Source organism: Haloferax denitrificans ATCC 35960 (assembly GCF_000337795.1).
Taxonomy (GTDB): Archaea; Halobacteriota; Halobacteria; order Halobacteriales; family Haloferacaceae; genus Haloferax; species Haloferax denitrificans.
This window is the reverse complement of the sequence record NZ_AOLP01000017.1, coordinates 25,022-46,354: the sequence shown is the minus strand read 5'-3', so window position 1 is coordinate 46,354 and position 21,333 is coordinate 25,022. Positions and strand designations below refer to the sequence as shown.

Genomic DNA, 21,333 nt, shown 5'->3' with positions numbered 1-21,333 from the left:
CGTACCGCCCTCCTCCCTTCTCACACGACTCGACCGCCGACCCGCTGGTTTGATACATCGCCGTGCAGTGCGCCTTTCCATGGATAGCCGACGCGCCCTCCTCCTCGACGCTTTCACGACCGAACCGCTGTCCGGCAACGCGGCCGGGGTCGTCCCCGACGCCGACGGCCTCGACGCGGAACAGATGCGCGCCGTCGCCGCCGAACTCGGCGCGAGCGAGACGGCGTTCGTCTGCTCGTCGGCCGCCGCGGACCGCCGCATCCGCTATTTCACGCCGCAACAGGAAGTCGACCTCTGCGGGCACGCGACTATCGCGGCTCACGCCCACCTCGCGGCCGAGCGCGAACTCGAACCGGGCACGCACACGCTGGAGACGAACGTCGGCACCCTCGACATCGAACTCGGCGACCTCGGCGAGGTGTGGATGACCCAGGACGCGCCGACGGTGCGCCCGCTCGAACTCGACTACGACCGCCTCGCGGCGGCGCTCGGCGTCGACGACGCCGCCCTCCGCGACGTGGGCGCGGACCTCCCCGTCGCGGTCGCCTCCACCGGGCTTCCCTTCCTCGTCGTCCCGGTCAACTTCCTCGAACACCTCTCGGGTGCGGACCCCGACGACGCCGCCATCGCCGCCCTCGCCGCCGAACACGACGCGGCGGGCGTCTACGCCTACACCTTCGACGCCATCGACGGCGACTCCACGCTCCACGCGCGGTGTTTCGCGCCCGGCATCGGCATCTCCGAGGACCCCGCGACCGGCACCGCCGCCGGTGCCTGCGGCGCGTACCTCCGGCAAGTCGGCGCGTTCGACTCCGTGCCGGACGAACTCCGCATCGAACAGGGCCACTTCGTGGACCGCCCGGGAACCGTCCGCGTGCGGGTCGGCGCGGAGATTCGCGTCGGCGGCCGGGCGGTGCAGTCGCTCGACGGCGAAATCGTCGTTCCGGAGTTCGCAGACGACGACATCATCGAAGCCTGAGACTTCAGTTCGAAAACGAGACGAGACGCGAAGAGAAGAGGAAGCGTCGAGACGAGAGACGACGGCCCGCGACGCCGGCGCGGCCTTAGCCGATGTACCGGAGGTCGTCGTCGCTGGCGATGGTTCCCTGCTGTTGCTGTTGCATCTCCTGAATCTTCGCGGCGACCTCCTTCATCTCCTCCGCGCGTTCTTCGAGCGACTCGAAGTCGACGCTGAAGTCGAGGAGGTCCTGTAAGACTTCGATGACGACCTGCGCGCTCTGGGGGTCGACGAGGTAGCCGCTCGTCTCGCCCATCAGGCAGGTCGCGTCGAGCCCGCGGCGACCGCCGAGGCCGAGAAGCAACCCGGAGACGCCGACGACGCCGCCGGCGGGTTCGTCCTCGCGGAACTCGACGCCCGCGTCCTCGAGTTCGTCGAGGCGGGACTCGTCGGCGACGGCCCCGAGGACCGACGGCTCGTCGACGAGTTCGCCGGTCGGGACGCCGCCCAGCGCGAACAGGCGCTCGACGCCGAACTCCTCGGCGATGTCGAGGAAGGCGTCGGTGAGGTGGTAGTGCCCCTCGTTCGACTGGGCCTGGTGGTCGCCGGTGAGAAGGAGGAGGTCCGGCCCCTCGCCGGGCGTCTCGACGGCGTGAATCGCGACGTGAGTCAGCTCGGCGACGCCCTCGTCGATGGTCACCTGCGGCGGGAACACGTCGGCGTAGACGCGGCGGACCAGCGTGGCCTCCTCGAACTCCTCCAGCAGGTGCTCGACGGCGAGTTTGCCGACGTTCCCGACGCCCGGTAGCCCCTCGATGAGCACGGGGTCGGTGAGGTCGACCTCCTCGACAGCCTCGATTTCGATGTCGTCCATGCACGTAGTGGCGGACGCGCCGGTTAAGAGAGCGTCGGTAGCCGGAGCCGGCTACTCCGACTCCTCGGCGAGACGGCGCTTCCGCGCGCGGCGATACCCGCCGTAGGGGTCTTCGGGGTTGTACGGGGCGGGCGCGCTGTTCTCCGTGGGTGCGCCGCACTCCGGACAGGTCTCAGAAAGCGAGTACACCGGGCGGTTGTGGCGGTCGCGCCACGCGCTACACACCCGGATGTCCGATTTCATGCGATTACTCTTCGTCGCCGCTACGTTCGCGGTGGTACTCCGCGGTCCCGCCCGCGGCCTCGATGACCTCGCGGGCGCGAGCGACGCTCGATTCGAGCTCCGTCTCGGCGGTCTTGTAGTCGGGCGCTTTGACCTTGACGCGGTACTCGGGAGCGCCGACGTACGTGACAGACAGCTCGATTTCGTCGCCGATTTCGCCGTCGCCCTCGGCGGCCTTCAGGGCCTCTTTCACGTCGTCGACGCCGTCGCCCGCGGGCGAGCGCAGGTCGACGTAGCCGGTGACGTTGACGTAGGGCACCGACACGTTCTGACGCGCGGTGTCGACGATGGCTTCGAGTTCGTCGTCGTCGAGTTCGACGCCTTCGAGCGCCTCGATACCGTGAATCGCGGCCTGCTCGAAGCCGTCGTAGAGCGACTCGAACTCGGCGAGCAGGGCGTCGGCGATGGACTGGTAGCGGTCGTCGGCGATGTCCTCGCCGAACGCCAGCGCCATCCACTTGTCGGCCTTCTGCTCGTTTTTCCACTCCTGAATCTTCTCTTTGCGCTGGTGCTCGTTGACGTCCTTGATCGAGAGGTCTATCTGCTGGGAACTCTCGTTGACTTCGAGCACTTTAGCGACGACTGTCTGTCCCTCGCGGACGTGGTCGCGAACGTTCTTGATCCATCCGCTGGCGACCTCGCTGATGTGGCAGAGGCCGCGTTTGTCTTCGTACTCTTCGAGGTCGACGAAGACGCCGAAGTCCGCGATATCGTCTACCTTTCCGACGACGAGTTCGCCGGGGTCAGGCCATCCGCTGTACTTCATACGAGGTCCTCCAGGGAGTTACGCCTCAAGTTCGTCGCTGTCGCGACGCTCGACCGTCTCGACGACCTCGCCGTGGAACTCGGCGTTGCCGCCGGTCGGCGTGGCGAGGGTCGTCCCGCAGACGGCGCAGTTGACGACCGAGGAGGCCTTTCCGAAGACGACCTGTTCGTTCTCGCAGTCGCTACACGCGACCTTGTAGAAGTTTCCTGCCATGATTTACTCCTGGAACTCCAGGCGACCGGCGCGCCAGCCCTCGCGCATGTGGGCCTTGCCGCAGTCGGAGCAGATGTACTTCAGGTGGGTCTTCTTCGTCGGCTTGTCGCCACCGGGGACCTTGGAGAACTTACCGGCGTTACCGATAGTGGCCTTGCCGCGTCGCGTCTGACGGGCGTTCCACTTCATCCCGGTCGGGCGTCCCGTCCGGACTTTCTCCACTTCGTGTTCGTGGTGTCCCTTGCAGTTCGGGCAGTACGTGTTGAAACGGCGTGGCATCTGCATAGATATCGACCTTGTGGTGGGTTTTGGTGTGGCCCGTTAAAACCCGTTTGGTTCGACGCGGCGCCTGAACCCGCCGCGACCGGGCGTTCACCGTGTTACGTGTGGGCAGGCCACGGAGAGGGACGACCGCGACGCCCCCGTCTCGCGGGGCACGTCCGAAGCCGAAGCGATTAAGCGGTGACTGTGCCAATCCCGGCACATGAAGAAGCTCATCATCCACGGCGACCCCGGCGTCCGGCGCGACGGCGTCATCGAGCACGACGGCGAGGAGTACGTCCTGTTTTCCGTCGACCGACAGGGCGACTGGCACGGTCCCGACCGCGTCCAGCTGTGGTGCACCGTCGGCACCGAAGACGAGCGCGAGGCGTTCGAAAAGCGCGAGTTCGTCCCGCACTGGCTCGAAACCGAGGGCGTCGACGCCGAGGCCGTCGAGGTCGTCCGCGAGCGCGGCGCGGCCTAAGGTAGTCTCGCTTCTTCTACCTCGTAGACCGCGACCGACCCCGACCGGTGGACCGGCGTCAGCCACGCCACGTCCGTCTCTATCTCCCCGTAGCGGGCGCGCTCGCCCGGTCCGACCCACACGTACTGCACGTCGTACTGCTCGATGAGCCGCGCCCGCGTCGACTCGTTTCCGACGTACATCGCGTCCACGTCGCGCACGCGGTCGTAGTACGCCTCGGGGCCGCGGTAGCCGACTTCGTGCGCCCAGCCGGCGACCGTCGGCACGCCCGTCAGGCTCGATTCGGGGTTCCCGCGCCAGCCGTACATGACGGTCTCGCGCTCGTCTGTCACCGTCTCGGACCACGTCGTCCCCGGCGCGGTGAGCATCGTCGGGTTGCCCTCGACGGTCTCGTCGAGCCACGCGATGGCCGTCGACTCGTTTCCGTGCCGCCACTCCGCGAAGGCCGTCGCGTCCAGCGTCTCCTCCTCTCTGGGCGAGCCGGTGTGGTCGGCGACGGCCAGCCCCCCGTACACCGACGTGGAGGCGACGAGGAGGACGACGAAGCCGACGCCGACGGCGCTGACCGCGCCCCCGCGGACGCCGAGGTCGACCCTCGGGAGCGACACGTCGCTCGCGGCGACCGCGTCGCCGACGAAGCCGGCCAACACGGCTCCCATCGCGCTCCCCCAGAGCACCCAGACCTGCATGTACGTCTTGAACACCGTGTTCATCCGACCGGGGCCGGCCTGCTCGTTCACGTAGACGAGTTCGACGAGCGTCACGAGGCCCGCGCCGGCGACGACGAGCACCGTCTCGAACCGCGGGTCGTCGGCGAACCGGAGGAGCACCCAGCCGACGGCGACGAGGGGCGCGACGAGCGCGAGCGCGGCAAACGACTGGGCGGCCGCGACGACGGTCAGCGCCGCGACGCTCCCGATGAGGACGGCCCACTCGCGCCCGCCGAGTCCGTTCTGCCCCCCGAGGCGGCGGACGTAGTAGCCCGCGAACGCCGCGAGGAACGCCCCGTGGACGAGCGCCAGCGCGCCGAACCCGCTTCGCTGGTCGGGCGACAGAAGCTCGACCGTCCGGGCGCTTCCCCCGCCCGCGACCGCGCCGAGGAGGAACGGACTGGCGAGGCCGGCGGCGGCGACGCCCGCGAGCCCGACCGCCGCGGCCGCGCCGACGAGGCGGGCCACTTCACCGGCGACTGGGCTGTCGCCGACGACCGAGCGAACGCGCTCCCGACCGGGAAATAACGTCCACGGGCGTGCGGGCGCGAAGACCGTCCCGAGGAACAGCACGCCGAACACCGACGGGAAGCTCCACGTGTCGACGATGACTTGGAGCGCGCCGACGAGCGTCGTCGCGGCGACGAGGAGTCGGCGCTCGCCGACCGCCTCCTCCGGCGTCCGGAAGTACGCGAAGGCGAGGCCGGCCGCGAGGAGGAGGAACGGCGTGCCCATCATGTGGGCGTGGAGGTCGCCGTTGAGCCACGCGAAAAGCGGGAACTCGTTGATGGTGCCCGGAATCACGCGGCTCGCGTCCCAGTACGAGAAGCTCGACGTGCCCGCGAGCACCTGCGAGACGGTGTACTGCGAGCGCTCGGCGACGGCCTGCGCGACGGGGCGGCGGAGCCCCTCGGGGAGCGCGGCGAGGAGGAAGCGCCCCGCGGTGACGAGGTTGCTGGCGAAGCCGACGAAGAACGCCGAAAGCAGGCCGGCGAGCCGGCCGTTCGCGCCCGCGGCGGTCGCGACGCCCCGTCCGAGTTCGAACGCCGCGGTGACGAGGAGGCCGAAGAAGCCGGCGAGCGCGAGGTTGTAGGCGAACGACGGGTCGGTAGCGGTGAGCCGCGCGAGGAGAATCGACACGAGGTGGCCGCCGTAGTAGTAGCGGACCGGCTCGCCGGCGAACCACATGTCCTCCGGCGGGAGGACCGACGCGCGGGCGAGCGACTGGAGGAGGCCGAAGTCGAGGAACTTCTCGCCGCCGCCGGCGTGGACCGCCGGGTCGAGCGCCCGGAGCGCCACGGCGAACAGGAAGGCGACGAGGAACACCGCGGCCGCGTCGGCGACGGCGCGCCGGTCGATGTCGAGGCCCGGCGCGAGTCGGAGGTCGCCGCGGCGGAGCGCGCCGAGGTCGAGACCCGCGACCGCCGAGGCGACGAGGAGCGTCCCGACGCCGGCGACGAGGGCGGCGGGGCCGAACGAGAAGTGGCCGACGTAGTAGGCCGGGAGGGTCAAGACGACGAGCGAGACGGGGAGGGCGAACCCGGCACCGCGGCCCGGAAGTCGTCGGAACAGGCGGGCCGAGAGGGGGAGACCGACCGCCCAGAGGGCCGCGAACAGCAGTAACCACCGGACAACGAGGGCGTACTCCATCTGTCCGATGACTGCGCCGCGGATGCAATACGTTTTGTGATGGCCGGTGCGCCACAGAGCGGTTTGCTTTTTACCCCATTGAGTGAATGGTCGTGCATGTCGCAGTCTGTCGGGGTGGTGGTCCCCGCCTATCGGCCCGACCCCGAGCGTCTGGTCCCCTACGTCCACGCCCTCGTCGAGGCGCTGGACCCCGATGCGGTTCGCGTCGAACTCGACGCGCCGCGTTCAGAGACGCTCGACGCCCTCGACGACCTCCCCGCCGTCGCCGACGTGAACGCCGTCGACGCCCGCCGCGGCAAGGGCGCGGCCATCACCGCCGGGTTCGAGTCGCTCCGCACGGACGTCCTCGCGTTCGCCGACGCCGACGGGAGCACGCCGGCCGAATCGATGGCCGACGTCGTCGCCGCCGTCCGCGACGGTGCCGACCTCGCCGTGGGGTCGCGCCGGCACCCGAACGCGACCGTCGCCTCCCACCAGACGGTCGCGCGGCGCTACCTCGGCGACGGCTTCGCGTGGCTGGCCCGCCACCTGACCGAGGTCCCGCTGTACGACTACCAGTGCGGCGCGAAGGCCGTCACCGCCGCGGCGTGGAACGACGTTCGGACCCACCTGTACGAGTCGGGGTTCGCGTGGGACATCGAACTCATCGCCGTCTCGGGCGCGTTCGGCCACCGCGTGGCCGAGGTGCCGGTCGTCTGGGAGGACCAGCCCAACTCGACGGTCTCGCCGGTCGACACGACGCTCAAGATGGCCCGCGGGCTCCTCCGGTCGCGCCACCGCGCCCGGACGATCCGCGAGGACCGCCTCCACGAACTCCTCGACGCTCGGAGCGACGAGCGGAGCCTCGTCGAGCGGTTCTCGGCGGAGGTCACGGATGACTGACCGCCTCTCGGAACTCGCGTCCGGCGTCCGGTTCGGCAAGTTCGCCTCCGTGGGCGCGGTCGGCGCGGTGTTCGACCTCTCTCTGAGCAGTCTCCTCATCGTCTTTTTCGGCGTCGCCAACGAACTCGCGAAGCTCGCGGGCGCGGAGCTCGCAATCATCGTCATGTTCGTCATCAACGACCGCTGGACGTTCGCGGGGGCCGGTTCGGACCTGCTCACCGCGAAGGTCCGGCGCTTCGTGAAGTCCAACCTCGTGCGGAGCGGCGGCCTGCTCGTACAGGTGCTCGTCGTCCGGGCGCTCGGCGAGGTGCCGCTGTCGATTCCGGTCGCCGGGCTCGACCTCTGGGAACTCATCCCGCTCCCCCTCGCTATCGGCGCGTCGATGCTCCTGAACTACGTCGCAGAGAGCCTGTTCACGTGGCGCGTCGCGACCCGTTCGAGTCAGCGCGACTCACGGTGAAAATTGACACACGGCTCCCGAAACAGAAGTCTTAACAATAGCAGACTCGTTTGTTGATTCAGCGGGATGGGATAGCCAGGAGATTCCGCCGGGCTCATAACCCGGAGATCGGTAGTTCAAATCTACCTCCCGCTATGGTTTTGCTGACCTCAACTCCTGAGCGCCGAGTCTCGGCTCGGCGCGACCCACGAGGTCAGCCTCATAGCTCAGTAGGTTTGAACCAGAGAATCGAGCGAAGCGAGATTCGCGTGGTTCAACTCTACCTCCCGTTCTCACAGCAAGAGCGACCGCCCACCAGTTGACCGCTTTCGAAGGAGATTTTCGACCCCGACCCAACGAGAGCACAATGAGCGACCTCGAACGAATCTGCGCGGTCGGCGACGTGCCCGACGACACGACCTTTCTCTTTCGGGTCCGCGCGGCCGACGACGCCGACGCCGAGGAGCGCGAGGCCATCCTCGTGCGCACCGACGACGGCGTCCAAGGGTGGCTGAACTACTGCATGCACCTGACGCACATCAAACTCGACAAGGGCTCGGGCGCGCCGATGCGCAACGGCGAGGTCATCTGCCAGAACCACGGCGCGTACTTCGAGGCCGACACGGGCTACTGCAACTACGGCCCCTGCGAGGGCGCGGTGCTCGACGACCTCGAAATCACGGTCGACGGCGACCACGTCTTCCTCGCGGACGACGAGTACGACTACGTCGGGCAGGGCGAAATCGAGACCGACCCCGCCGACCGGAGTTCGAGTTCGAACGTCGAGTTCTGAGGCCGAGCGCGGCGGAACGACTCAGTTCTCGTCGCCGTCGTCGCCACCGGAGCCGCCGCCGTAGTGGCGTCGCTCCACGTAGTCGTCGTAGAGCCGCGAGAGCAGTTTCGTCACCGGGCCGTCGCCCACTTGGATGCCGTCGACCGTCTCCACAGGCCGGAGTTCCCACGTCGAGTTCGTGAGGAACGCCTCGTTCGCGTCGCGCACGTCGTCGGGCGTGAAGCGTCGCTCCCGAATCGGGATTCCCTCCTGTCGGGCGAGGTCGAGGACGACGCGGCGGGTGATTCCCGGAAGGACCGGGCCGTCGAGACTCGGCGTGCAGAGCGCGTCGTCGTCGACGAAAAAGAGGTTGCTCGTCGCGCCCTCGGTGACGTAGCCGTCGGCGTCGAGCATGAGCGCCTCGTCCGCGCCGGTGACCCGGAGTTCGACGCGGGCGAGAATGCCGTTGAGGTAGTTGTGCGTCTTCGCCCGCGCGGGGAGCGAGCGGTCCGGCACGCGCCGGGTCTTGACCGTCTGGACCGTCGCGGGGCCGTCCCACACGGGGTCGGAGCCGCGGCCGCCGCGGGCGAGCGGTTCCACGATGACGACGACGCGGGGGTCCACCGCCTCGGCTGGCGTGAGGCGGCCGCCCTGACTGCCGCGGGTGACCGAGAGCCTGACGTACGCCTCGTCGAGGCCGTTCGCCGCCAGCGTCTCGTCTATTCGCGCGCGGAGGTCGGCGTCGGACAGGCCGTGGTCCATCCCGAGCGCGTCGCACGTCTCGGCGAGCCGGTCGGCGTGAGCGTCCCAGTGGAACACCTCGCCGCCGTAGGCGCGGAGCGTCTCGAAGGCCGCGTCGCCGTAGAGAAAGCCGCGGTCCGTGACCGGAATCGACGCCGACTCGGCGGGGACGAGTTCGCCATCGACGTGGTAGCGAAGCGACCGCCCACCGGTATCGCCGTCGCCGTCTCCGACTCCGACCTCGTGGTCGCTCATTGCTCACCCTCCCACGCCTCTGCCGCCGGGCCGTCGCCCGCGGCGAGCGCGACGAAGTTGCGGACGATGTCTTTCCCCGAGTCGGTGAGGATGCTCTCGGGGTGGAACTGGACGCCGACGTGGGGCTTCTCGCGGTGGCGAACGCCCATCACGACCGCGGGTTCGTCGCCCTCGTCAGTATCGGGACCGCCGGGTTCGGACCCTTCTGCGACCGTGTAGGCCGTCACCGCCAACTCGGGGGGTACGTCGTCGTGTTCGACCGCGAGCGAGTGGTAACGACCGACCTCGATTCGGTCGGGGAGGCCGGAAAAGACCCCTGCGCCGTCGTGTTCGACGAGCGAGGGCTTCCCGTGGACGACGTGGGGCGCGTGGCCGACGGGGCTTCCGAGGGCGGCACACAGCGACTGGTGGCCGAGACAGACGCCGAGCGTAGGGTAGTCGAGGTCGCGGAAGACCGACACCGAGACGCCGGCCTCCGCGGGGGTTCCGGGGCCGGGCGAGACGACGATGCCGTCCGGGTCGATGTCGCGCACGTCGTCGACCGAGACCGCGTCGTTGCGGTAGACGAGCACGTCGTCCGATGCGTCTCCGTCCACCCACTCGTCCGCGCTCTCGTCTCCATCCCGCGCCTCCGCGACCGCCTCGCCGACGTACTGCACGAGGTTGTAGGCGAACGAGTCGTAGTTGTCGACGACGAGGATGCGCGTCATCGCTCTGCCCCCACGGCCATGTTCGCGCGCTCGCCGAGCGCCTCGTCGATGGCGGTGACGAGCGCCCGCGCCTTCGCCAGCGTCTCGTCGTACTCGCTGTCGGGGTCCGAATCGTGGACGATGCCCGCGCCGACGCGGAGGTGGTACTCGTCCCCGAAGCGGACGAGCGTCCGGATGACGATGTTCAGCACCGCGCGGTCGTCGAAGCCGACGGCGAACATGCTCCCGGTGTAGGGGCCGCGCCGGGTGGCTTCGAGTTCGTCGATAATCTCCATCGTCCGGGGCTTCGGCGCGCCCGTGATGGTCCCGCCGGGGAACACCGCGGCGACGGCGTCGGCGAGGCTGGTCCCCTCGCGCCGGGTCCCTTCGACCAGCGAGACGAGGTGCATCACCTCCGAGTAGCGGTCCACGCGGCGGTACTCCGTCACCTCGACCGAGCCGTATTCGGAGACCTTCCCGAGGTCGTTGCGTTCGAGGTCGACGAGCATCGCGTGCTCGGCGCGCTCCTTCTCGTCGGTCGTCAGGTCGGCCTCCAGCGCGTCGTCCTCCTCGGGCGTCGCCCCCCGCGGGCGGGTGCCGGCGATGGGTTCGGTGACGAGGCGGTCGCCCTCGACGCGCAAGAGGAGTTCGGGACTGGCGCTCACGAGGTCGACGCCGGGGAGTTCGAGCAATCCCGAGTACGGCGCGGGGTTAACCTCTCGGAGCGCCGCGTAGGCGTCCACCGGGTGGACCGCGGCGGGCGCGACGAGTCGCTGTGAGAGGTTCGCCTGAAAGGTGTCGCCATCGCGGACGTACCGCTTCGCGGCGCGGACGCGGCCGGCGAACGCCTCGCGGCCGCAGGCGCTCTCGAACGTCGCCTCGTCGGTCTCGACGGGCGCGGAGACGGGCGCGGGGTCGCCCTCGACAGCTTCGACGGCGAGGTCGGTCGCCCGCGCCCGCGCTTCGTCGTAGACGGCGTCGAGGTCAGCGTCGGCCTCGACGGCGGGACAGCAGGTGACGCGGAGCGTCGTCTCGCCGTCGTCGGGGCGTGGTTCCTCCCACGACGCCACGAGGTCGTACAGGCCGAGTTGCAGGTGCGGAAGCCCCCGGTCGTCGGTCGTCTGCTCGGGGAGCGATTCGAGCTCGCGGGCCGCGTCGTACGAGAGCCAGCCGAACAGGCCGCAGGGGTACGGCACGTCGCAGTCGCCGCGGACGAGCGTCTCCGAGTCGACGAGCGATTCGAGCGCCGCGAGGCTCGGCGCGGGGTCGTCGCCGGGGTCGCCCCAGTCGTCGTCGGTCGGGCCGTCAGCGGTCAGGCGCTCCGCGGGGTCGACGCCGAAGGCACCCCAGCCGGGTTGCCCGCCGGTCGTCTCGTAGAAGAAGCCACCCGCGTCCCGGCGGGCGCGTCGATAGGCGTCGAAGGGGTCCGAGACGGCGACGCGGACCTCGACGGGGACCCGCGCGCCGGCGGGCGCGACCGAGGCGGCCGCGCGAAAGTCGTCGCGGTCGGTGACGACGGTCGGTGCGGTCATTACCCACACCAGTCCGTCCGCCGAGTAAACGGTTTCGCGACGCATCTACGTGGTGTCGGAAGCGGTCGCCGGCCGGTGAAAAACCGTCTCGGTCGTCCGGCGCGCGCGTCAGTTACGCGTCACCGGCGCGGTCGATCCAGCGCTGGACCCGCTTCGGCGACACGTCGATTTCGTCGCCGACCTCGTCGGCGTCGGCCGCGGCGAGGTCCGCGATGGTCTCGATGCCGATTTCCGAGAGGCGCTCGGCGTACGCCGGACCGATGCCGCGAATCGTGTCGACGGTCGGCGCGTCGGCGTCGGCGGCCGGCTCGTCGGCCGTTTCGTCGTCGGGTTCTTCGTCTTCGACCTCCGCCTCATCGGAGCCCTCGTCCTCGGTCGCGTCTTCCTCTTCGACCTCTTCTTCGTCCTCGTCTTCGGCTTCGTCTTCGTCGGAGTCGGCGGATTCAGACTCGTCGGTACCCTCGTCCTCGTCCTCGTCCTCGTCCTCGTCTTCGGCTTCGTCTTCGAGTTCGGGTTCGCCCTCGGGTTCGCCGGTTTCGTCCTCGACCTCGACCTCGGGTTCGGGCTCGGACTCAGGCTCCGATTCGGTTTCTTCGGCCTCCGGCTCGGCCTCCTCGATGGCGTCGGCCGCCACCTCGGTGTCGTCGCGGGCGTCCTCGTCGTCCGCGTGGGACTCGGCGTCGGCCTCGGGTTCGACCGCATCGTCGGCCGCCGATTCCGCCTCGTCGACGGGTTCCTTCACCGCGGCCTCGGTCTCGACGTTCGGTTCCTCCCGTTCGGTTCTGGTGTCGCGTTCGACCGTAACGGTCGCCGTGTCGTCACGTCCGTCCGTCGAGGAAGACGACGAGTCGCCACCAACGAGGGATTTCAAGAACGACGAAATAGTGTCAAGCAAGCCCATGTTACCTTCTCCTATGCAATCCCGTTATTTAAAAACCAGCGGCCTCAGTCGCTTTCGAGGTGGCTTCGGAGCGCGGCGTTCATCGCCTCGACGGGCGCGTCGCGGCCGGTCCACAGCTCGAACGCCTCGACGCCCTGCAGGAGGAGCATCCACGCGCCGTCGATGGTGGTCGCGCCGGTCGCGGCCGCCTCGCGGAGCAGTCGGGTCTCAAGCGGCGTGTAGACCGCGTCGAGCACGGCGAGGCCGCCGTGGAGGTACTCCGCGGAGACGGGCGTCTCGTCGGGCGATTCCATCCCGACGCTCGTCGCGTTGACGAGGACGTCCGCCTCCCGAATCCGGTCGAGCGTGTCGAGTCCGCCGCCGGTCGCGCCGGGGACGGCCGCGGCGAGTTCGACCGCGCTCTCGGCGGTCCGGTTGGCGACGTGGACCGACGCGCCGGCGTCGGCGAGGGCGAACGCGGCGGCGCGACCCGCCCCGCCGGCACCGACGACCACGGCGTCCGCTCCGTCGAGGTCGACACCGTGGCGGTCGAACGACCGCGTGACGCCCGCCGCGTCGGTGTTGTAGCCCGTCGGCGTCTCCGCGCCGAAGTCGATGGTGTTGACCGCGCCGATGCGCTCGGCAAGCGGGTCGGGGTCGACCAGTTCGAGCACGTCCCGTTTGAACGGGATGGTGACGTTCAGCCCCGAGACGCCGAGGGCGTCCGCGCCGTCGACGGCCGCCGCGATGTCGTCGCGGGCGGGTTCGAACGTGACGTACCGCGCGTCGAGACCGGTTTCCCCGTAGGCCGCCTCGTGCATCGGCGGCGACAGCGAGTGGCCGACTGGATTCCCGACCAGACCGTAAACTTGCATGGGCGGGTGGTGACCTGCCGGCGATATAACTCGCCCGCCAGCGTCGGATTCCGCCGGGACCCGACAGCCGCCGTCGGGGGCGGTTCGCCCCGCCTCGCGCTCCCGCGTCGGTCCTCGCGGACTCGCGGTGTACCGGCGCGCTTTTGGTCTCCCGTTGGTCTACTCCCGCGTATGTCGGCACTCGCAACCCTGCTTTCCTTCGATACCGCGCTCCTCGTGGCGGGTATCGTCGCGCTCTATCTCGGGGCCGAGGCGCTCGTCGAGGGCGCGTCTCGGCTCGCCATCGGTCTCGGCCTCCGGGCGGCCATCGTCGGTGTGACCATCGTCGCGTTCGCGACGACCACTCCTGAACTGTTCGTCGCGGTGCTGAGCGGGTTGGGCTACAGCTCCGACCTCGGACTCGGCGCTATCGTCGGCTCGAACATCGCCAACATCGGTCTCGTCCTCGGAATCTCGGCGCTCATCCAGCCGATGGGCGTCTCGACGACGACGCTCCGCCGACACGTCCCGTTCATGATTGCCGCGGCGGTCGCGCTCGTCGCGCTCGGGATGGACGGAAACCTCAGCGCCGTCGACGGCGGCGTCCTCTTGGTCATCCTCGTCGCGTTCACGGGCTACCTCCTGTACCGCGCGCGCTCGGCGAAGGCCGACGCCCTCGGCACGGACGAGATCGACATCGAGGACGAAGACGAGGTGTCGGCGCAACTCAGGGACGTGGTCTACCTCGGTCTCGGCCTCCTCCTCCTGTTCGTCGGCTCGAACTGGCTCATTCAGGGCGGACAGGGACTGCTCGAATCCTTCGGGTTCGGTCCGCGGTTCATCGGGCTGACGGTCCTCGCGTTCGGCACCTCACTGCCCGAACTCGCGGCGTCGGTCATCAGCGCGGTCCGCGGCGAGTCGGAGTTCAGCATCGGCAACGTCGTCGGCTCGAACATCTACAACGTCGTCGCCGTCCTCGGCATCCTCGCCATCATGGTCCCCGTGAACGTCCCCGCGAGCACCATCTCGCTGGACTTCCCGGCGCTTCTCGTGTTCACCTTTGGGGTCATCGCGCTGATGCTCCGCAACCGCGACGTGTCCCGGCTCGACGGCGGCATCCTCGTCACCGGCTATCTCGTGTTCTTCTGGCTGATTCTCCCCTGACGCACCCGCCGGGCGCTTTCGACCGTCTCTCGCGCCCGTCGCTGGCCGATTCCGAAGCACAAGAGCTACCGGCTTCGGCTTCGCGCTTGTAGTGACGATGGTACGACAACTCGGTCACCCGCTGACAGCGGTGTTCGGGGCCGCGTTCCTGACGGTCCCGTGGCTGGCCCTCCACACGGCGCTCGGCGTTGACCTCACGACCGGCGTCACCGTCGCCCTCAGCGGCATCGCCGTCCTCGGCGCCTCGTTCCTCCTCGCGTGGGGCGCCGAGACTGCCGAGGCCGACGTGCCGCGGGCGTTCGCGCTCGCCATCCTCGCGGTGCTCGCGGTCGCCCCCGAGTACGCGGTGGACGCGCTCTACGCGTGGGAGGCAGGCATCAACCCCGGCTCTCCCGAGTCGGCCGAGGCCGCGAGCCTCGCGGTCGCCAACATGACCGGGGCGAACCGCATCCTCATCGGCATCGGCTGGTCCGCAATCGCCCTCTTCACCGTCTACCGCGCCCGCGACACCGGCGACGAGGCGGTCGAGTCCCGACCCGGCTTCCTCGCGGACGTGGTCCGTCTCGACCACGGCATCGCCACCGAGATTCTGTTCCTCTTCGCCGCGACCGTGTTCGCCTTCTTCGTCCCGCTCGGCGCGGGCATCGGCGCGGTCGATATGTTCGTCCTCGTCGGCCTCTACGTCGCCTACATCTTCGTGGCGATGAACTCGCCGCACGAGGACGAAGAGCAAATCGGCGTGCCCGCGTACCTCCAGTCGTATCGGAAACCAAAGCGCATCGCCACGACGCTCGCGCTGTTCGTCTTCTCGGGCGCGGTCATCCTCGCCGCCGTCGAGCCGTTCGCCCACGGCCTCGAAGCCCTCGGGAAGTCGGTCGGCATTCCCTCCTTTCTGATGATTCAGTGGGTCGCGCCGCTGGCGAGCGAGAGCCCCGAACTCATCGTCGTGGCCTACCTCGTCAACAAGGCGCGGGCGACCGCCGGCTTCAACGCGCTCATCTCCTCGAAGCTCAACCAGTGGACGCTCCTCATCGGGACGCTCGTCCTCGTCTACAGCCTCTCTGTCGGCTCCTACGCCCCGCTCCCGCTCGACACGCACCAGATGGGCGAACTCTGGTTGACGGCCGCCCAGAGCTACTTCGCCATCGCCATCCTCGTCACGTTCTCCATCAGCCTCCGCGAGGCGGTCGCCCTCCTCGGCCTGTTTTTGGCCCAGTTCGTCTACTCCGTGACCGGACTGGCGCTCACGCTCCCGGTTCCGGGCCTCGGCGCGGTCACCTTCGACGGTCCGACCTCGCTCGTCGGCTTCTCGGTCGTCTATCTGGTCGTCGGAACGGCGCTTTTCGTCCGGCGGCGCAGGCAACTCGCCGCGGTCGCCAAGCTCTCGGTCCGGCGCGTCCGCGGCGACCACGGCGCGACCGAGGTCCCGGCCGCGGTCGAGGACTGACCGGCTCCCCTCGCCGCTTCCGACGCCCTTTTCGCCGGCCTCGGCGACCCTCGTATCGTGATTGGAATCGTCGTCAGCCGCGCCGACAGCGCATCGGTTCACATCGGCGAGCGCCTGCTCGAACTCGCCGACTGGGACGAACGGACCGACGGGGACCGACCCGACGCCGACGGCGGCGGCACCGTCTTCTTCCGCGACGGCTTCGAACTCCGCGAGTTCGACGACCTGCACATCGACCTCGACGACCCGGCCGCGGCGTTCGACGCCGACCTCGACTTTCTCGTCGTCGTCTCCCGGCACTCCGGCGAGACCGGCGCGCTCCTGACCGCGCACTTCACCGGGAACTTCGGTCCCGCCGACTACGGCGGCGAGCCGGGGCGGTTCGCCCGCGCGTGTCCCAACGCCCAGCGCGCCGTCGTCGAGGCGCTCCGCGAGCGCGCGCCCGACGGCTACGAGGTCGGCATCGAGGCGACCCACCACGGCCCGACCGAGCCGACGGTCCCCTCGATGTTCGTCGAACTCGGGAGCGACGACGAGCAGTGGGACGACCCCGAGGGAGCCCGCGCGGTCGCGGCGGCCGTCCTCGACATCGAGGGGGTCGCGCCCGACGCGGACCGCCAACTCGTCGGCTTCGGCGGCGGCCACTACGCTCCGCGGTTCGAGCGCGTCCTCCGCGAGACCGACTGGCGCGTCGGCCACATCGCCGCCGACTGGCAACTCAAGGCGATGGGCGCGCCCGGGAACAACCGCGACGTGCTCCGGCGGGCGTTCGAGGCCTCCGCGGCCGACCTCGCGTTGGTCGACGGCGACCGGAGCGACCTCGCGGCCGCCCTCGAAGCTGAGGGGTTCCGGGTCGTCTCCGAGACGTGGGTCCGCGAGACCTCGGGCGTCCCCCTCGACCGCGTCGCCGCCCTCGAAGCCGCCGTCACGACTATCGAAGAGGGCCTCCGATTCGGCGCGCGAATCGACGCCGACGACTACGAGGTCGTCTCGCTCCCAGACGGCCTGCTCGGCGAGGCGCAGGGCATCGACCTCGACGCCGCGCTCGACGCCGTCCGCGAGACCACCGTCGCCTTCCACACGACCGAAGGCGGGACGCGCGCGGTGGGTCGCGCGGCCGTCGCGGGCGACGGCTACGACGAACTCGTGTCGCGGCTCTGCGACGTACTGCGCGAGAAATACGACAGCGTCGTCCGCGACGACGGGGCGGTCACGGCGGCGACGCGCGCCTTCGACCCCGCCGCCGCACGCGAGTTCGGCGTCCCCGAGGGCCCGGCGTTCGGCAAGCTCTCGGCCGGGCAGTCGGTCGAAGTCGACGGCGAGGCCGTCGCGCCCGAAGACGTGTCGAAAGAGCGACTCGTCGAGTTCACGGTGTAGTCGTCATCGGGACGCGACCGACCGATTTCGCCCCGAGAGACGGCCTGTGCCGCGGGCTCACATGTCACGTTTCGGCACGAATCGGCGGCTCGTCAGACAGATGTCTGACGGAAGGGGGAAAGATAATTAGTCGTCCTCCGTAAACCGTCTCCATAAATATGGACTCTATCGTCGGCGACGCAATTGACGAGGCCGAGGCCGAGGACGTGGGGGATGGGTCGGCTCAGGTCGACGGCTCGACCAACATCAACCGGTCCGGGACGATGACTGACGACGAACTGAAAGCGGTTCTCAAAGACCTCCAGACCAACATCACGGTGGTCGGGTGCGGCGGTGCCGGCGGCAACACCGTCAACCGGATGCACGAGGAGGGAATCAAGGGGGCGAAGCTCGTCGCCGCCAACACCGACGTGCAACACCTCGTGGAAATCGGGGCCGACACGAAGATTCTCATGGGCGAACAGAAGACCCAGGGCCGCGGCGCGGGCTCGCTCCCGCAGGTCGGCGAGGAGGCCGCCCTCGAGTCCCAAGAGGAGATTTACGACGCCATCGAGGGCTCCGACATGGTGTTCGTCACCGCCGGTCTCGGCGGCGGCACCGGCACCGGCTCGGCCCCCGTGGTCGCCAAGGCCGCCCGCGAGTCGGGCGCGCTCACCATCGCCATCGTCACGACGCCCTTTACGGCCGAAGGCGAGGTGCGACGAACGAACGCCGAGGCCGGGCTCGAACGGCTCCGAGACGTTTCTGACACGGTCATCGTCGTCCCGAACGACCGCCTGCTCGACGCCGTGGGCAAGCTCCCCGTCCGGCAGGCGTTCAAGGTCTCCGACGAGGTGCTGATGCGCTCGGTCAAGGGCATCACCGAACTCATCACCAAGCCCGGACTGGTCAACCTCGACTTCGCCGACGTGAAGACCGTCATGGAGCGCGGCGGCGTCGCCATGATCGGTCTCGGCGAGTCCGACTCCGAGTCCAAGGCCCAAGAGTCCGTCAAGTCCGCCCTCCGGTCGCCGCTTCTCGACGTGGACATCTCCGGCGCGAACTCCGCGCTCGTCAACGTCACCGGCGGCTCCGACATGAGCATCGAGGAAGCCGAGGGCGTCGTCGAGGAGATTTACGACCGCATCGACCCCGACGCGCGCATCATCTGGGGGACCTCCGTCGACGACGAACTCGAAGGTATGATGCGGACGATGATCGTCGTCACCGGCGTCGAGTCGCCCCAAATCTACGGTCGCAACGGCGAGGCGCAGGCGCAGGCAGAAGAGCGTCTCGAAGACATCGACTACGTCGAGTAGTCGGCGTCGCCGCCCCGTCGGCCGCGGGGACTCGCTTTCGCTCCCGCATCCGCTCCGGTTCGATGGCCCGCCACGTCTCGCGTCCCGCCCGTTATCGAGCGGCGGCACCGGGTCGAACTCGTCGGGTCGCCCCGTTCGCGAGCGCCCGCTCGGCCCGTCGGTGCATCAATAGATAGAAAAAGCCCGACGCCTTAGCCTCCAGCAACATGGACGTTAAGTACGACCTGAACAGCTACGTTCGCGTGTTGAAACTCGCGAGCACCCCGTCGTGGCAGGAGTTCTCCCAGATCTCCAAAATCGCCGGCGCGGGTATCTTCCTCGTCGGACTGCTCGGTTTCATCATCTTCGCGGTTATGAGCTTCCTCCCCGGAGGAGTCTGAGATGCCCATCTTCGCCGTGAAGACCACCGCTCGTCAAGAACAGACGGTTGCGGACATGATCGCGACGAAGGAGTTCGCCGAGATTCACGCCGTCCTCGCGCCCGACTCGCTCACGAGTTACGTGATGGTCGAGGCCGACGACGACGGCATCGTCACGCGCGTCCTCGAAGAGATTCCCCACGCTCGCGGCCTCGTCGAGAGCGGCGGCGCGGTCGGCACCTCCAGCATGGCCGAAGTCGAGCACTTCCTCTCGCCGACGCCGGACGTGGAGGGCATCGCGGAGGGCGACATCGTCGAACTCATCGCCGGCCCGTTCAAAGGCGAGAAGGCGCGCGTCCAGCGCATCGACGAGACGAAAGACCAGGTCACCGTCGAACTCTACGAGGCGACGGTCCCGATTCCGGTCACCGTCCGCGGCGACCAGATTCGCGTCCTCGACTCCGAAGAGCGGTAAGCGTCCGCCCCGACGAGGGTTTCTTCTCTCTCAGTTTCGACTCGACTCGACGCGCGCGACGAGCCGCGCGCCCTCGGTGACTCCCATGTCCCCCGACAGTCCCCGAGGAGCGCCGTCTCGGGCGAGCCGCGTCGCGCCCCATCGCGACTGCGACCCCCCGTCTCGCGTGGGCCTACAGCGCGCCCTGTTCGCGGAGCGTCTCGACGACGCTGTTGAGGTCCGCGTCCGCCTCGACGGCGTCTTTCACGTCCTCGCGGATGCGGACCGCCGAGGAATCGGCGTCGTACGCGCGGACGAACTCGGCGCGGGTGTGCTCGTCGAAGGCGTGTCGAATCGCGAAGTAGCCCTCCGGAACGACGGTCCCACACACTTTGCACTCGTGGCGCTCGTGGTCCACCGTCTGGTGGATGACCGCGCTTTCCACGTCTTCGAACCGACCGTCACACCCTTCGATTCCGCACTTCCACCGGGACATGTTCCCACCGACGGCCGTGAGCCACAAAACCGTTTCTTCGACCGGCCGCCGTTCGACAAATAGCAACCACTAACTGGTGGCTGGCCCGACCGTATCGTGTGAGCGCGACCACGACGACGCGGGTCGATATGCACGTGAAGATTCTCGACGAGCGGGTGGTCTCGCGCGCGAAAGCCCGCGGCATCGACGTGCTCGTCTACGCGCCGCACTTCGTCCGCCTGCCCGACGCCCGCGCCCGCGCGGCGCGATTCTCCGACGACGACCTGCTCGTCGTCCCCGCCCGCGAGGTGTTCACGGGGTCGTGGCGCGACCGGAAACACGTCCTCGCGGTCGGTCTCTCGGAGCCGGTCCCCGACTTCATCACCCTCGACGGGGCCTTCGCGGAGTTCGACCGGCAGGGCGCGGCGACGCTCGTCCCCCACCCCGAGTTCCTGACGGTGAGCCTCACCGCCGAGGACGTGGTCGCCCGCCGCGACGACATCGACGCCGTCGAGACGTACAACACGAAGGCGCTCCCGCGGGGCAACCGCCGCGGCCGCGACATCGCCCGCGAGGCGGGACTGCCGGGGTTCGCGTCGTCCTACGCGCACCTCCGCGGCACCGTCGGCGAGGCGTGGACCGAGTTCGACCGCGACATCGACTCCGAGGCCGACCTCGTCGCCGCGCTCCGCGAGGGGGCGGACCGCCGGGTCGTCCGCCGCACCGGGGTCTCCCACGCGTTCCGCGGCGCGGTCGAGTTCGCCCACCTCGGCTACGAGAACTCGTGGGGGAAGGTCGACCGACTCCTGCTTTCGGGGATGGAGCCGACGCACCCGAGCCACATCGCCTACGACGGCCGGTTCGACGACGTGAGCGTCTACTGAGCGTCTACTGAGTTTCGCGGAGCGGTGTTCCGAGCACGCTAGAACGCGTCAGCATCGCGGCCGCCCGGCCCTCAGACCACCGCGGTGAACGACGCCGCGGCGTCCGCGAGGGACACGTCGAGCGAAAAGAGGTAGTAGTGGATGCCCGCGAGGACGCCGAGTTCGGCGACCGTGACGACGACGGTCACCGCGTCGGCGTGTTTCGAACTCGTCGCCACGCCGGTCGGCAGGTCGTACTCCTGCGGCGAAAGCGGGTAGAACAGCGCGATGCCGCGCTTCGAGCCGACCATGTCGAGGACGTAGTGGGTGGCGACGCCAATCCAGACGAACTGGAGGTTGCCGAAGACGAGCGGGAACACGAGGAATATCGCCAACACCGGGAGGTTGTGGAGGGTCTTACGGTGCTTGCCGAAGGCGGTGTCGACGTCGGGAAACAGCGCGCCGAGCACGACCGGAAGCGATAGCTGGCCGATTTTCTGGGCGAGGAGGAACGCCGAGTCGGCCGTCGGTTCGAACGACCGGGGGTCCACGGTGAGGATGACGCCGAGCCCGAGCGCCAACAGGATGGCGTTGAGCACGTGTCCCTTCTTGTTCATGGATGCAGACTGGCCCGGCGGGATACAAAGCTTTCCC

General features: G+C 69.1%; 25 protein-coding genes and 1 tRNA gene. 13 read left to right on the top strand and 13 right to left on the bottom strand.

Going from position 1 to position 21,333, the window contains the following annotated elements; all coding sequences use genetic code 11:
* Positions 1–79 precede the first annotated feature (79 nt).
* On the top strand, positions 80–979 hold the full coding sequence (locus C438_RS13930) for a PhzF family phenazine biosynthesis protein (protein ID WP_004970124.1): 900 nt from the start codon (positions 80–82) through the stop codon (positions 977–979).
* Between the two features lie 85 nt (positions 980–1,064).
* Here C438_RS13930 and C438_RS13925 read toward each other — a convergent pair whose 3' ends face one another.
* Genes C438_RS13925 through C438_RS13905 form a run of 5 tightly spaced genes read right to left on the bottom strand, consistent with a single transcriptional unit; the run spans position 1,065 to position 3,378 of the window.
* Positions 1,065–1,832 carry a proteasome assembly chaperone family protein gene (locus tag C438_RS13925; RefSeq protein WP_004970122.1) on the bottom strand — a complete coding sequence of 256 codons (768 nt, stop codon included), beginning with the start codon at positions 1,830–1,832 and terminating at the stop codon, positions 1,065–1,067.
* 51 nt (positions 1,833–1,883) lie between these two features.
* Positions 1,884–2,075, bottom strand: coding sequence for an RNA-protein complex protein Nop10 (locus C438_RS13920; RefSeq protein WP_004970119.1), 192 nt, complete (start codon positions 2,073–2,075; stop codon positions 1,884–1,886).
* Between the two features lie 4 nt (positions 2,076–2,079).
* Entirely contained in the window at positions 2,080–2,880 is an 801-nt protein-coding gene (locus C438_RS13915) for a translation initiation factor IF-2 subunit alpha (RefSeq protein WP_004970118.1), read from the bottom strand.
* 18 nt (positions 2,881–2,898) lie between these two features.
* Complete coding sequence (locus C438_RS13910) at positions 2,899–3,093, bottom strand: 30S ribosomal protein S27e (RefSeq protein ID WP_004044235.1); 195 nt, start codon at positions 3,091–3,093, stop codon at positions 2,899–2,901.
* Between the two features lie 3 nt (positions 3,094–3,096).
* Positions 3,097–3,378, bottom strand: a complete 282-nt coding sequence (locus C438_RS13905) for a 50S ribosomal protein L44e (protein WP_004044234.1) — start codon at positions 3,376–3,378, stop codon at positions 3,097–3,099.
* Between the two features lie 199 nt (positions 3,379–3,577).
* On the opposite strand from C438_RS13905, the gene C438_RS13900 reads away from it, so the two are divergent.
* Positions 3,578–3,838 carry an HAH_0734 family protein gene (locus tag C438_RS13900; RefSeq protein WP_004970114.1) on the top strand — a complete coding sequence of 87 codons (261 nt, stop codon included), beginning with the start codon at positions 3,578–3,580 and terminating at the stop codon, positions 3,836–3,838.
* On the opposite strand, the gene C438_RS13895 is transcribed toward C438_RS13900, so the two are convergent.
* A complete protein-coding gene (locus C438_RS13895) occupies positions 3,835–6,198 on the bottom strand; it encodes a DUF2298 domain-containing protein (RefSeq protein WP_004970112.1) in 2,364 nt (787 codons plus the stop codon). The genes C438_RS13900 and C438_RS13895 overlap by 4 nt on opposite strands.
* 96 nt (positions 6,199–6,294) lie before the next feature.
* Here C438_RS13895 and C438_RS13890 point away from each other — a divergent pair, with 96 nt between their 5' ends.
* The 4 genes from C438_RS13890 (at position 6,295) to C438_RS13875 (ending at position 8,312) form a co-directional block, all read left to right on the top strand.
* Complete coding sequence (locus tag C438_RS13890) at positions 6,295–7,080, top strand: glycosyltransferase (protein WP_049918077.1); 786 nt, start codon at positions 6,295–6,297, stop codon at positions 7,078–7,080.
* Complete coding sequence (locus tag C438_RS13885) at positions 7,073–7,540, top strand: GtrA family protein (protein ID WP_004970109.1); 468 nt, start codon at positions 7,073–7,075, stop codon at positions 7,538–7,540. Before C438_RS13890 ends, C438_RS13885 begins: the two co-directional genes overlap by 8 nt.
* A gap of 60 nt (positions 7,541–7,600) precedes the next feature.
* Positions 7,601–7,675 (top strand) — tRNA-Met (locus C438_RS13880).
* Positions 7,676–7,886: 211 nt separating this feature from the next.
* Positions 7,887–8,312, top strand: coding sequence for a Rieske (2Fe-2S) protein (locus C438_RS13875; RefSeq protein ID WP_004970108.1), 426 nt, complete (start codon positions 7,887–7,889; stop codon positions 8,310–8,312).
* A gap of 21 nt (positions 8,313–8,333) precedes the next feature.
* Here the strand turns inward: C438_RS13875 and C438_RS13870 are convergent, their stop codons facing one another.
* From C438_RS13870 to C438_RS13850, 5 genes are all read right to left on the bottom strand, one after another.
* Positions 8,334–9,287, bottom strand: coding sequence for an aminotransferase class IV (locus tag C438_RS13870; RefSeq protein ID WP_004970106.1), 954 nt, complete (start codon positions 9,285–9,287; stop codon positions 8,334–8,336).
* On the bottom strand, positions 9,284–9,997 hold the full coding sequence (locus C438_RS13865) for an anthranilate synthase component II (protein ID WP_004970105.1): 714 nt from the start codon (positions 9,995–9,997) through the stop codon (positions 9,284–9,286). The genes C438_RS13870 and C438_RS13865 overlap by 4 nt, the downstream gene beginning before the upstream one ends.
* On the bottom strand, positions 9,994–11,508 hold the full coding sequence (pabB, locus tag C438_RS13860; protein ID WP_049918076.1) for an aminodeoxychorismate synthase, component I: 1,515 nt from the start codon (positions 11,506–11,508) through the stop codon (positions 9,994–9,996). Before pabB ends, C438_RS13865 begins: the two co-directional genes overlap by 4 nt.
* Before the next feature lie 112 nt (positions 11,509–11,620).
* Entirely contained in the window at positions 11,621–12,409 is a 789-nt protein-coding gene (locus C438_RS13855) for a helix-hairpin-helix domain-containing protein (RefSeq protein ID WP_004970103.1), read from the bottom strand.
* 44 nt (positions 12,410–12,453) lie between these two features.
* A complete protein-coding gene (locus tag C438_RS13850; protein WP_004970102.1) occupies positions 12,454–13,263 on the bottom strand; it encodes a shikimate dehydrogenase in 810 nt (269 codons plus the stop codon).
* 171 nt (positions 13,264–13,434) lie between these two features.
* Between C438_RS13850 and C438_RS13845 the strand changes: the two genes are divergently transcribed.
* From C438_RS13845 to C438_RS13820, 6 genes are all read left to right on the top strand, one after another.
* Positions 13,435–14,406: a calcium/sodium antiporter gene (locus tag C438_RS13845; protein ID WP_004970101.1), complete on the top strand. Its 972-nt coding sequence runs from the start codon at positions 13,435–13,437 to the stop codon at positions 14,404–14,406.
* A 130-nt stretch (positions 14,407–14,536) separates the two neighbouring features.
* Positions 14,537–15,853 (top strand): Na+/Ca2+-exchanging protein, encoded by a 1,317-nt coding sequence (locus tag C438_RS13840; protein WP_004970100.1) that lies wholly within the window; start codon positions 14,537–14,539, stop codon positions 15,851–15,853.
* A gap of 57 nt (positions 15,854–15,910) precedes the next feature.
* Positions 15,911–17,230 (top strand): D-aminoacyl-tRNA deacylase, encoded by a 1,320-nt coding sequence (locus tag C438_RS13835; protein ID WP_004970099.1) that lies wholly within the window; start codon positions 15,911–15,913, stop codon positions 17,228–17,230.
* 158 nt (positions 17,231–17,388) lie between these two features.
* Entirely contained in the window at positions 17,389–18,528 is a 1,140-nt protein-coding gene (gene ftsZ / locus C438_RS13830) for a cell division protein FtsZ (protein WP_004970098.1), read from the top strand.
* Between the two features lie 206 nt (positions 18,529–18,734).
* Positions 18,735–18,908: a protein translocase SEC61 complex subunit gamma gene (locus C438_RS13825; protein ID WP_004044219.1), complete on the top strand. Its 174-nt coding sequence runs from the start codon at positions 18,735–18,737 to the stop codon at positions 18,906–18,908.
* A gap of 1 nt (position 18,909) precedes the next feature.
* The gene (locus tag C438_RS13820) at positions 18,910–19,362 is read left to right on the top strand and encodes a transcription elongation factor Spt5 (RefSeq protein ID WP_004970097.1); all 453 of its coding nucleotides are present in this window, start codon (positions 18,910–18,912) and stop codon (positions 19,360–19,362) included.
* Positions 19,363–19,534: 172 nt separating this feature from the next.
* On the opposite strand, the gene C438_RS13815 is transcribed toward C438_RS13820, so the two are convergent.
* Positions 19,535–19,837: a DUF7565 family protein gene (locus tag C438_RS13815; protein ID WP_007274363.1), complete on the bottom strand. Its 303-nt coding sequence runs from the start codon at positions 19,835–19,837 to the stop codon at positions 19,535–19,537.
* A gap of 98 nt (positions 19,838–19,935) precedes the next feature.
* On the opposite strand from C438_RS13815, the gene C438_RS13810 reads away from it, so the two are divergent.
* Positions 19,936–20,700 (top strand): PHP-associated domain-containing protein, encoded by a 765-nt coding sequence (locus tag C438_RS13810; protein ID WP_004970095.1) that lies wholly within the window; start codon positions 19,936–19,938, stop codon positions 20,698–20,700.
* 71 nt (positions 20,701–20,771) lie between these two features.
* On the opposite strand, the gene C438_RS13805 is transcribed toward C438_RS13810, so the two are convergent.
* Entirely contained in the window at positions 20,772–21,296 is a 525-nt protein-coding gene (locus C438_RS13805; protein ID WP_004970094.1) for a metal-dependent hydrolase, read from the bottom strand.
* Positions 21,297–21,333 lie beyond the last annotated feature (37 nt).

Excerpts from the sequence above, each read along its gene's own strand:
- C438_RS13930 (WP_004970124.1), top strand. The coding sequence starts at position 80 with ATGGATAGCCGACGCGCCCTCCTCCTCGACGCTTTCACGACCGAACCG.
- C438_RS13925 (WP_004970122.1), bottom strand. The coding sequence starts at position 1,832 with ATGGACGACATCGAAATCGAGGCTGTCGAGGAGGTCGACCTCACCGAC.
- C438_RS13920 (WP_004970119.1), bottom strand. The coding sequence starts at position 2,075 with ATGAAATCGGACATCCGGGTGTGTAGCGCGTGGCGCGACCGCCACAAC.
- C438_RS13915 (WP_004970118.1), bottom strand. The coding sequence starts at position 2,880 with ATGAAGTACAGCGGATGGCCTGACCCCGGCGAACTCGTCGTCGGAAAG.
- C438_RS13910 (WP_004044235.1), bottom strand. The coding sequence starts at position 3,093 with ATGGCAGGAAACTTCTACAAGGTCGCGTGTAGCGACTGCGAGAACGAA.
- C438_RS13905 (WP_004044234.1), bottom strand. The coding sequence starts at position 3,378 with ATGCAGATGCCACGCCGTTTCAACACGTACTGCCCGAACTGCAAGGGA.
- C438_RS13900 (WP_004970114.1), top strand. The coding sequence starts at position 3,578 with ATGAAGAAGCTCATCATCCACGGCGACCCCGGCGTCCGGCGCGACGGC.
- C438_RS13895 (WP_004970112.1), bottom strand. The coding sequence starts at position 6,198 with ATGGAGTACGCCCTCGTTGTCCGGTGGTTACTGCTGTTCGCGGCCCTC.
- C438_RS13890 (WP_049918077.1), top strand. The coding sequence starts at position 6,295 with ATGTCGCAGTCTGTCGGGGTGGTGGTCCCCGCCTATCGGCCCGACCCC.
- C438_RS13885 (WP_004970109.1), top strand. The coding sequence starts at position 7,073 with ATGACTGACCGCCTCTCGGAACTCGCGTCCGGCGTCCGGTTCGGCAAG.
- C438_RS13875 (WP_004970108.1), top strand. The coding sequence starts at position 7,887 with ATGAGCGACCTCGAACGAATCTGCGCGGTCGGCGACGTGCCCGACGAC.
- C438_RS13870 (WP_004970106.1), bottom strand. The coding sequence starts at position 9,287 with ATGAGCGACCACGAGGTCGGAGTCGGAGACGGCGACGGCGATACCGGT.
- C438_RS13865 (WP_004970105.1), bottom strand. The coding sequence starts at position 9,997 with ATGACGCGCATCCTCGTCGTCGACAACTACGACTCGTTCGCCTACAAC.
- pabB (WP_049918076.1), bottom strand. The coding sequence starts at position 11,508 with ATGACCGCACCGACCGTCGTCACCGACCGCGACGACTTTCGCGCGGCC.
- C438_RS13855 (WP_004970103.1), bottom strand. The coding sequence starts at position 12,409 with ATGGGCTTGCTTGACACTATTTCGTCGTTCTTGAAATCCCTCGTTGGT.
- C438_RS13850 (WP_004970102.1), bottom strand. The coding sequence starts at position 13,263 with ATGCAAGTTTACGGTCTGGTCGGGAATCCAGTCGGCCACTCGCTGTCG.
- C438_RS13845 (WP_004970101.1), top strand. The coding sequence starts at position 13,435 with ATGTCGGCACTCGCAACCCTGCTTTCCTTCGATACCGCGCTCCTCGTG.
- ftsZ (WP_004970098.1), top strand. The coding sequence starts at position 17,389 with ATGGACTCTATCGTCGGCGACGCAATTGACGAGGCCGAGGCCGAGGAC.
- C438_RS13825 (WP_004044219.1), top strand. The coding sequence starts at position 18,735 with ATGGACGTTAAGTACGACCTGAACAGCTACGTTCGCGTGTTGAAACTC.
- C438_RS13820 (WP_004970097.1), top strand. The coding sequence starts at position 18,910 with ATGCCCATCTTCGCCGTGAAGACCACCGCTCGTCAAGAACAGACGGTT.
- C438_RS13815 (WP_007274363.1), bottom strand. The coding sequence starts at position 19,837 with ATGTCCCGGTGGAAGTGCGGAATCGAAGGGTGTGACGGTCGGTTCGAA.
- C438_RS13805 (WP_004970094.1), bottom strand. The coding sequence starts at position 21,296 with ATGAACAAGAAGGGACACGTGCTCAACGCCATCCTGTTGGCGCTCGGG.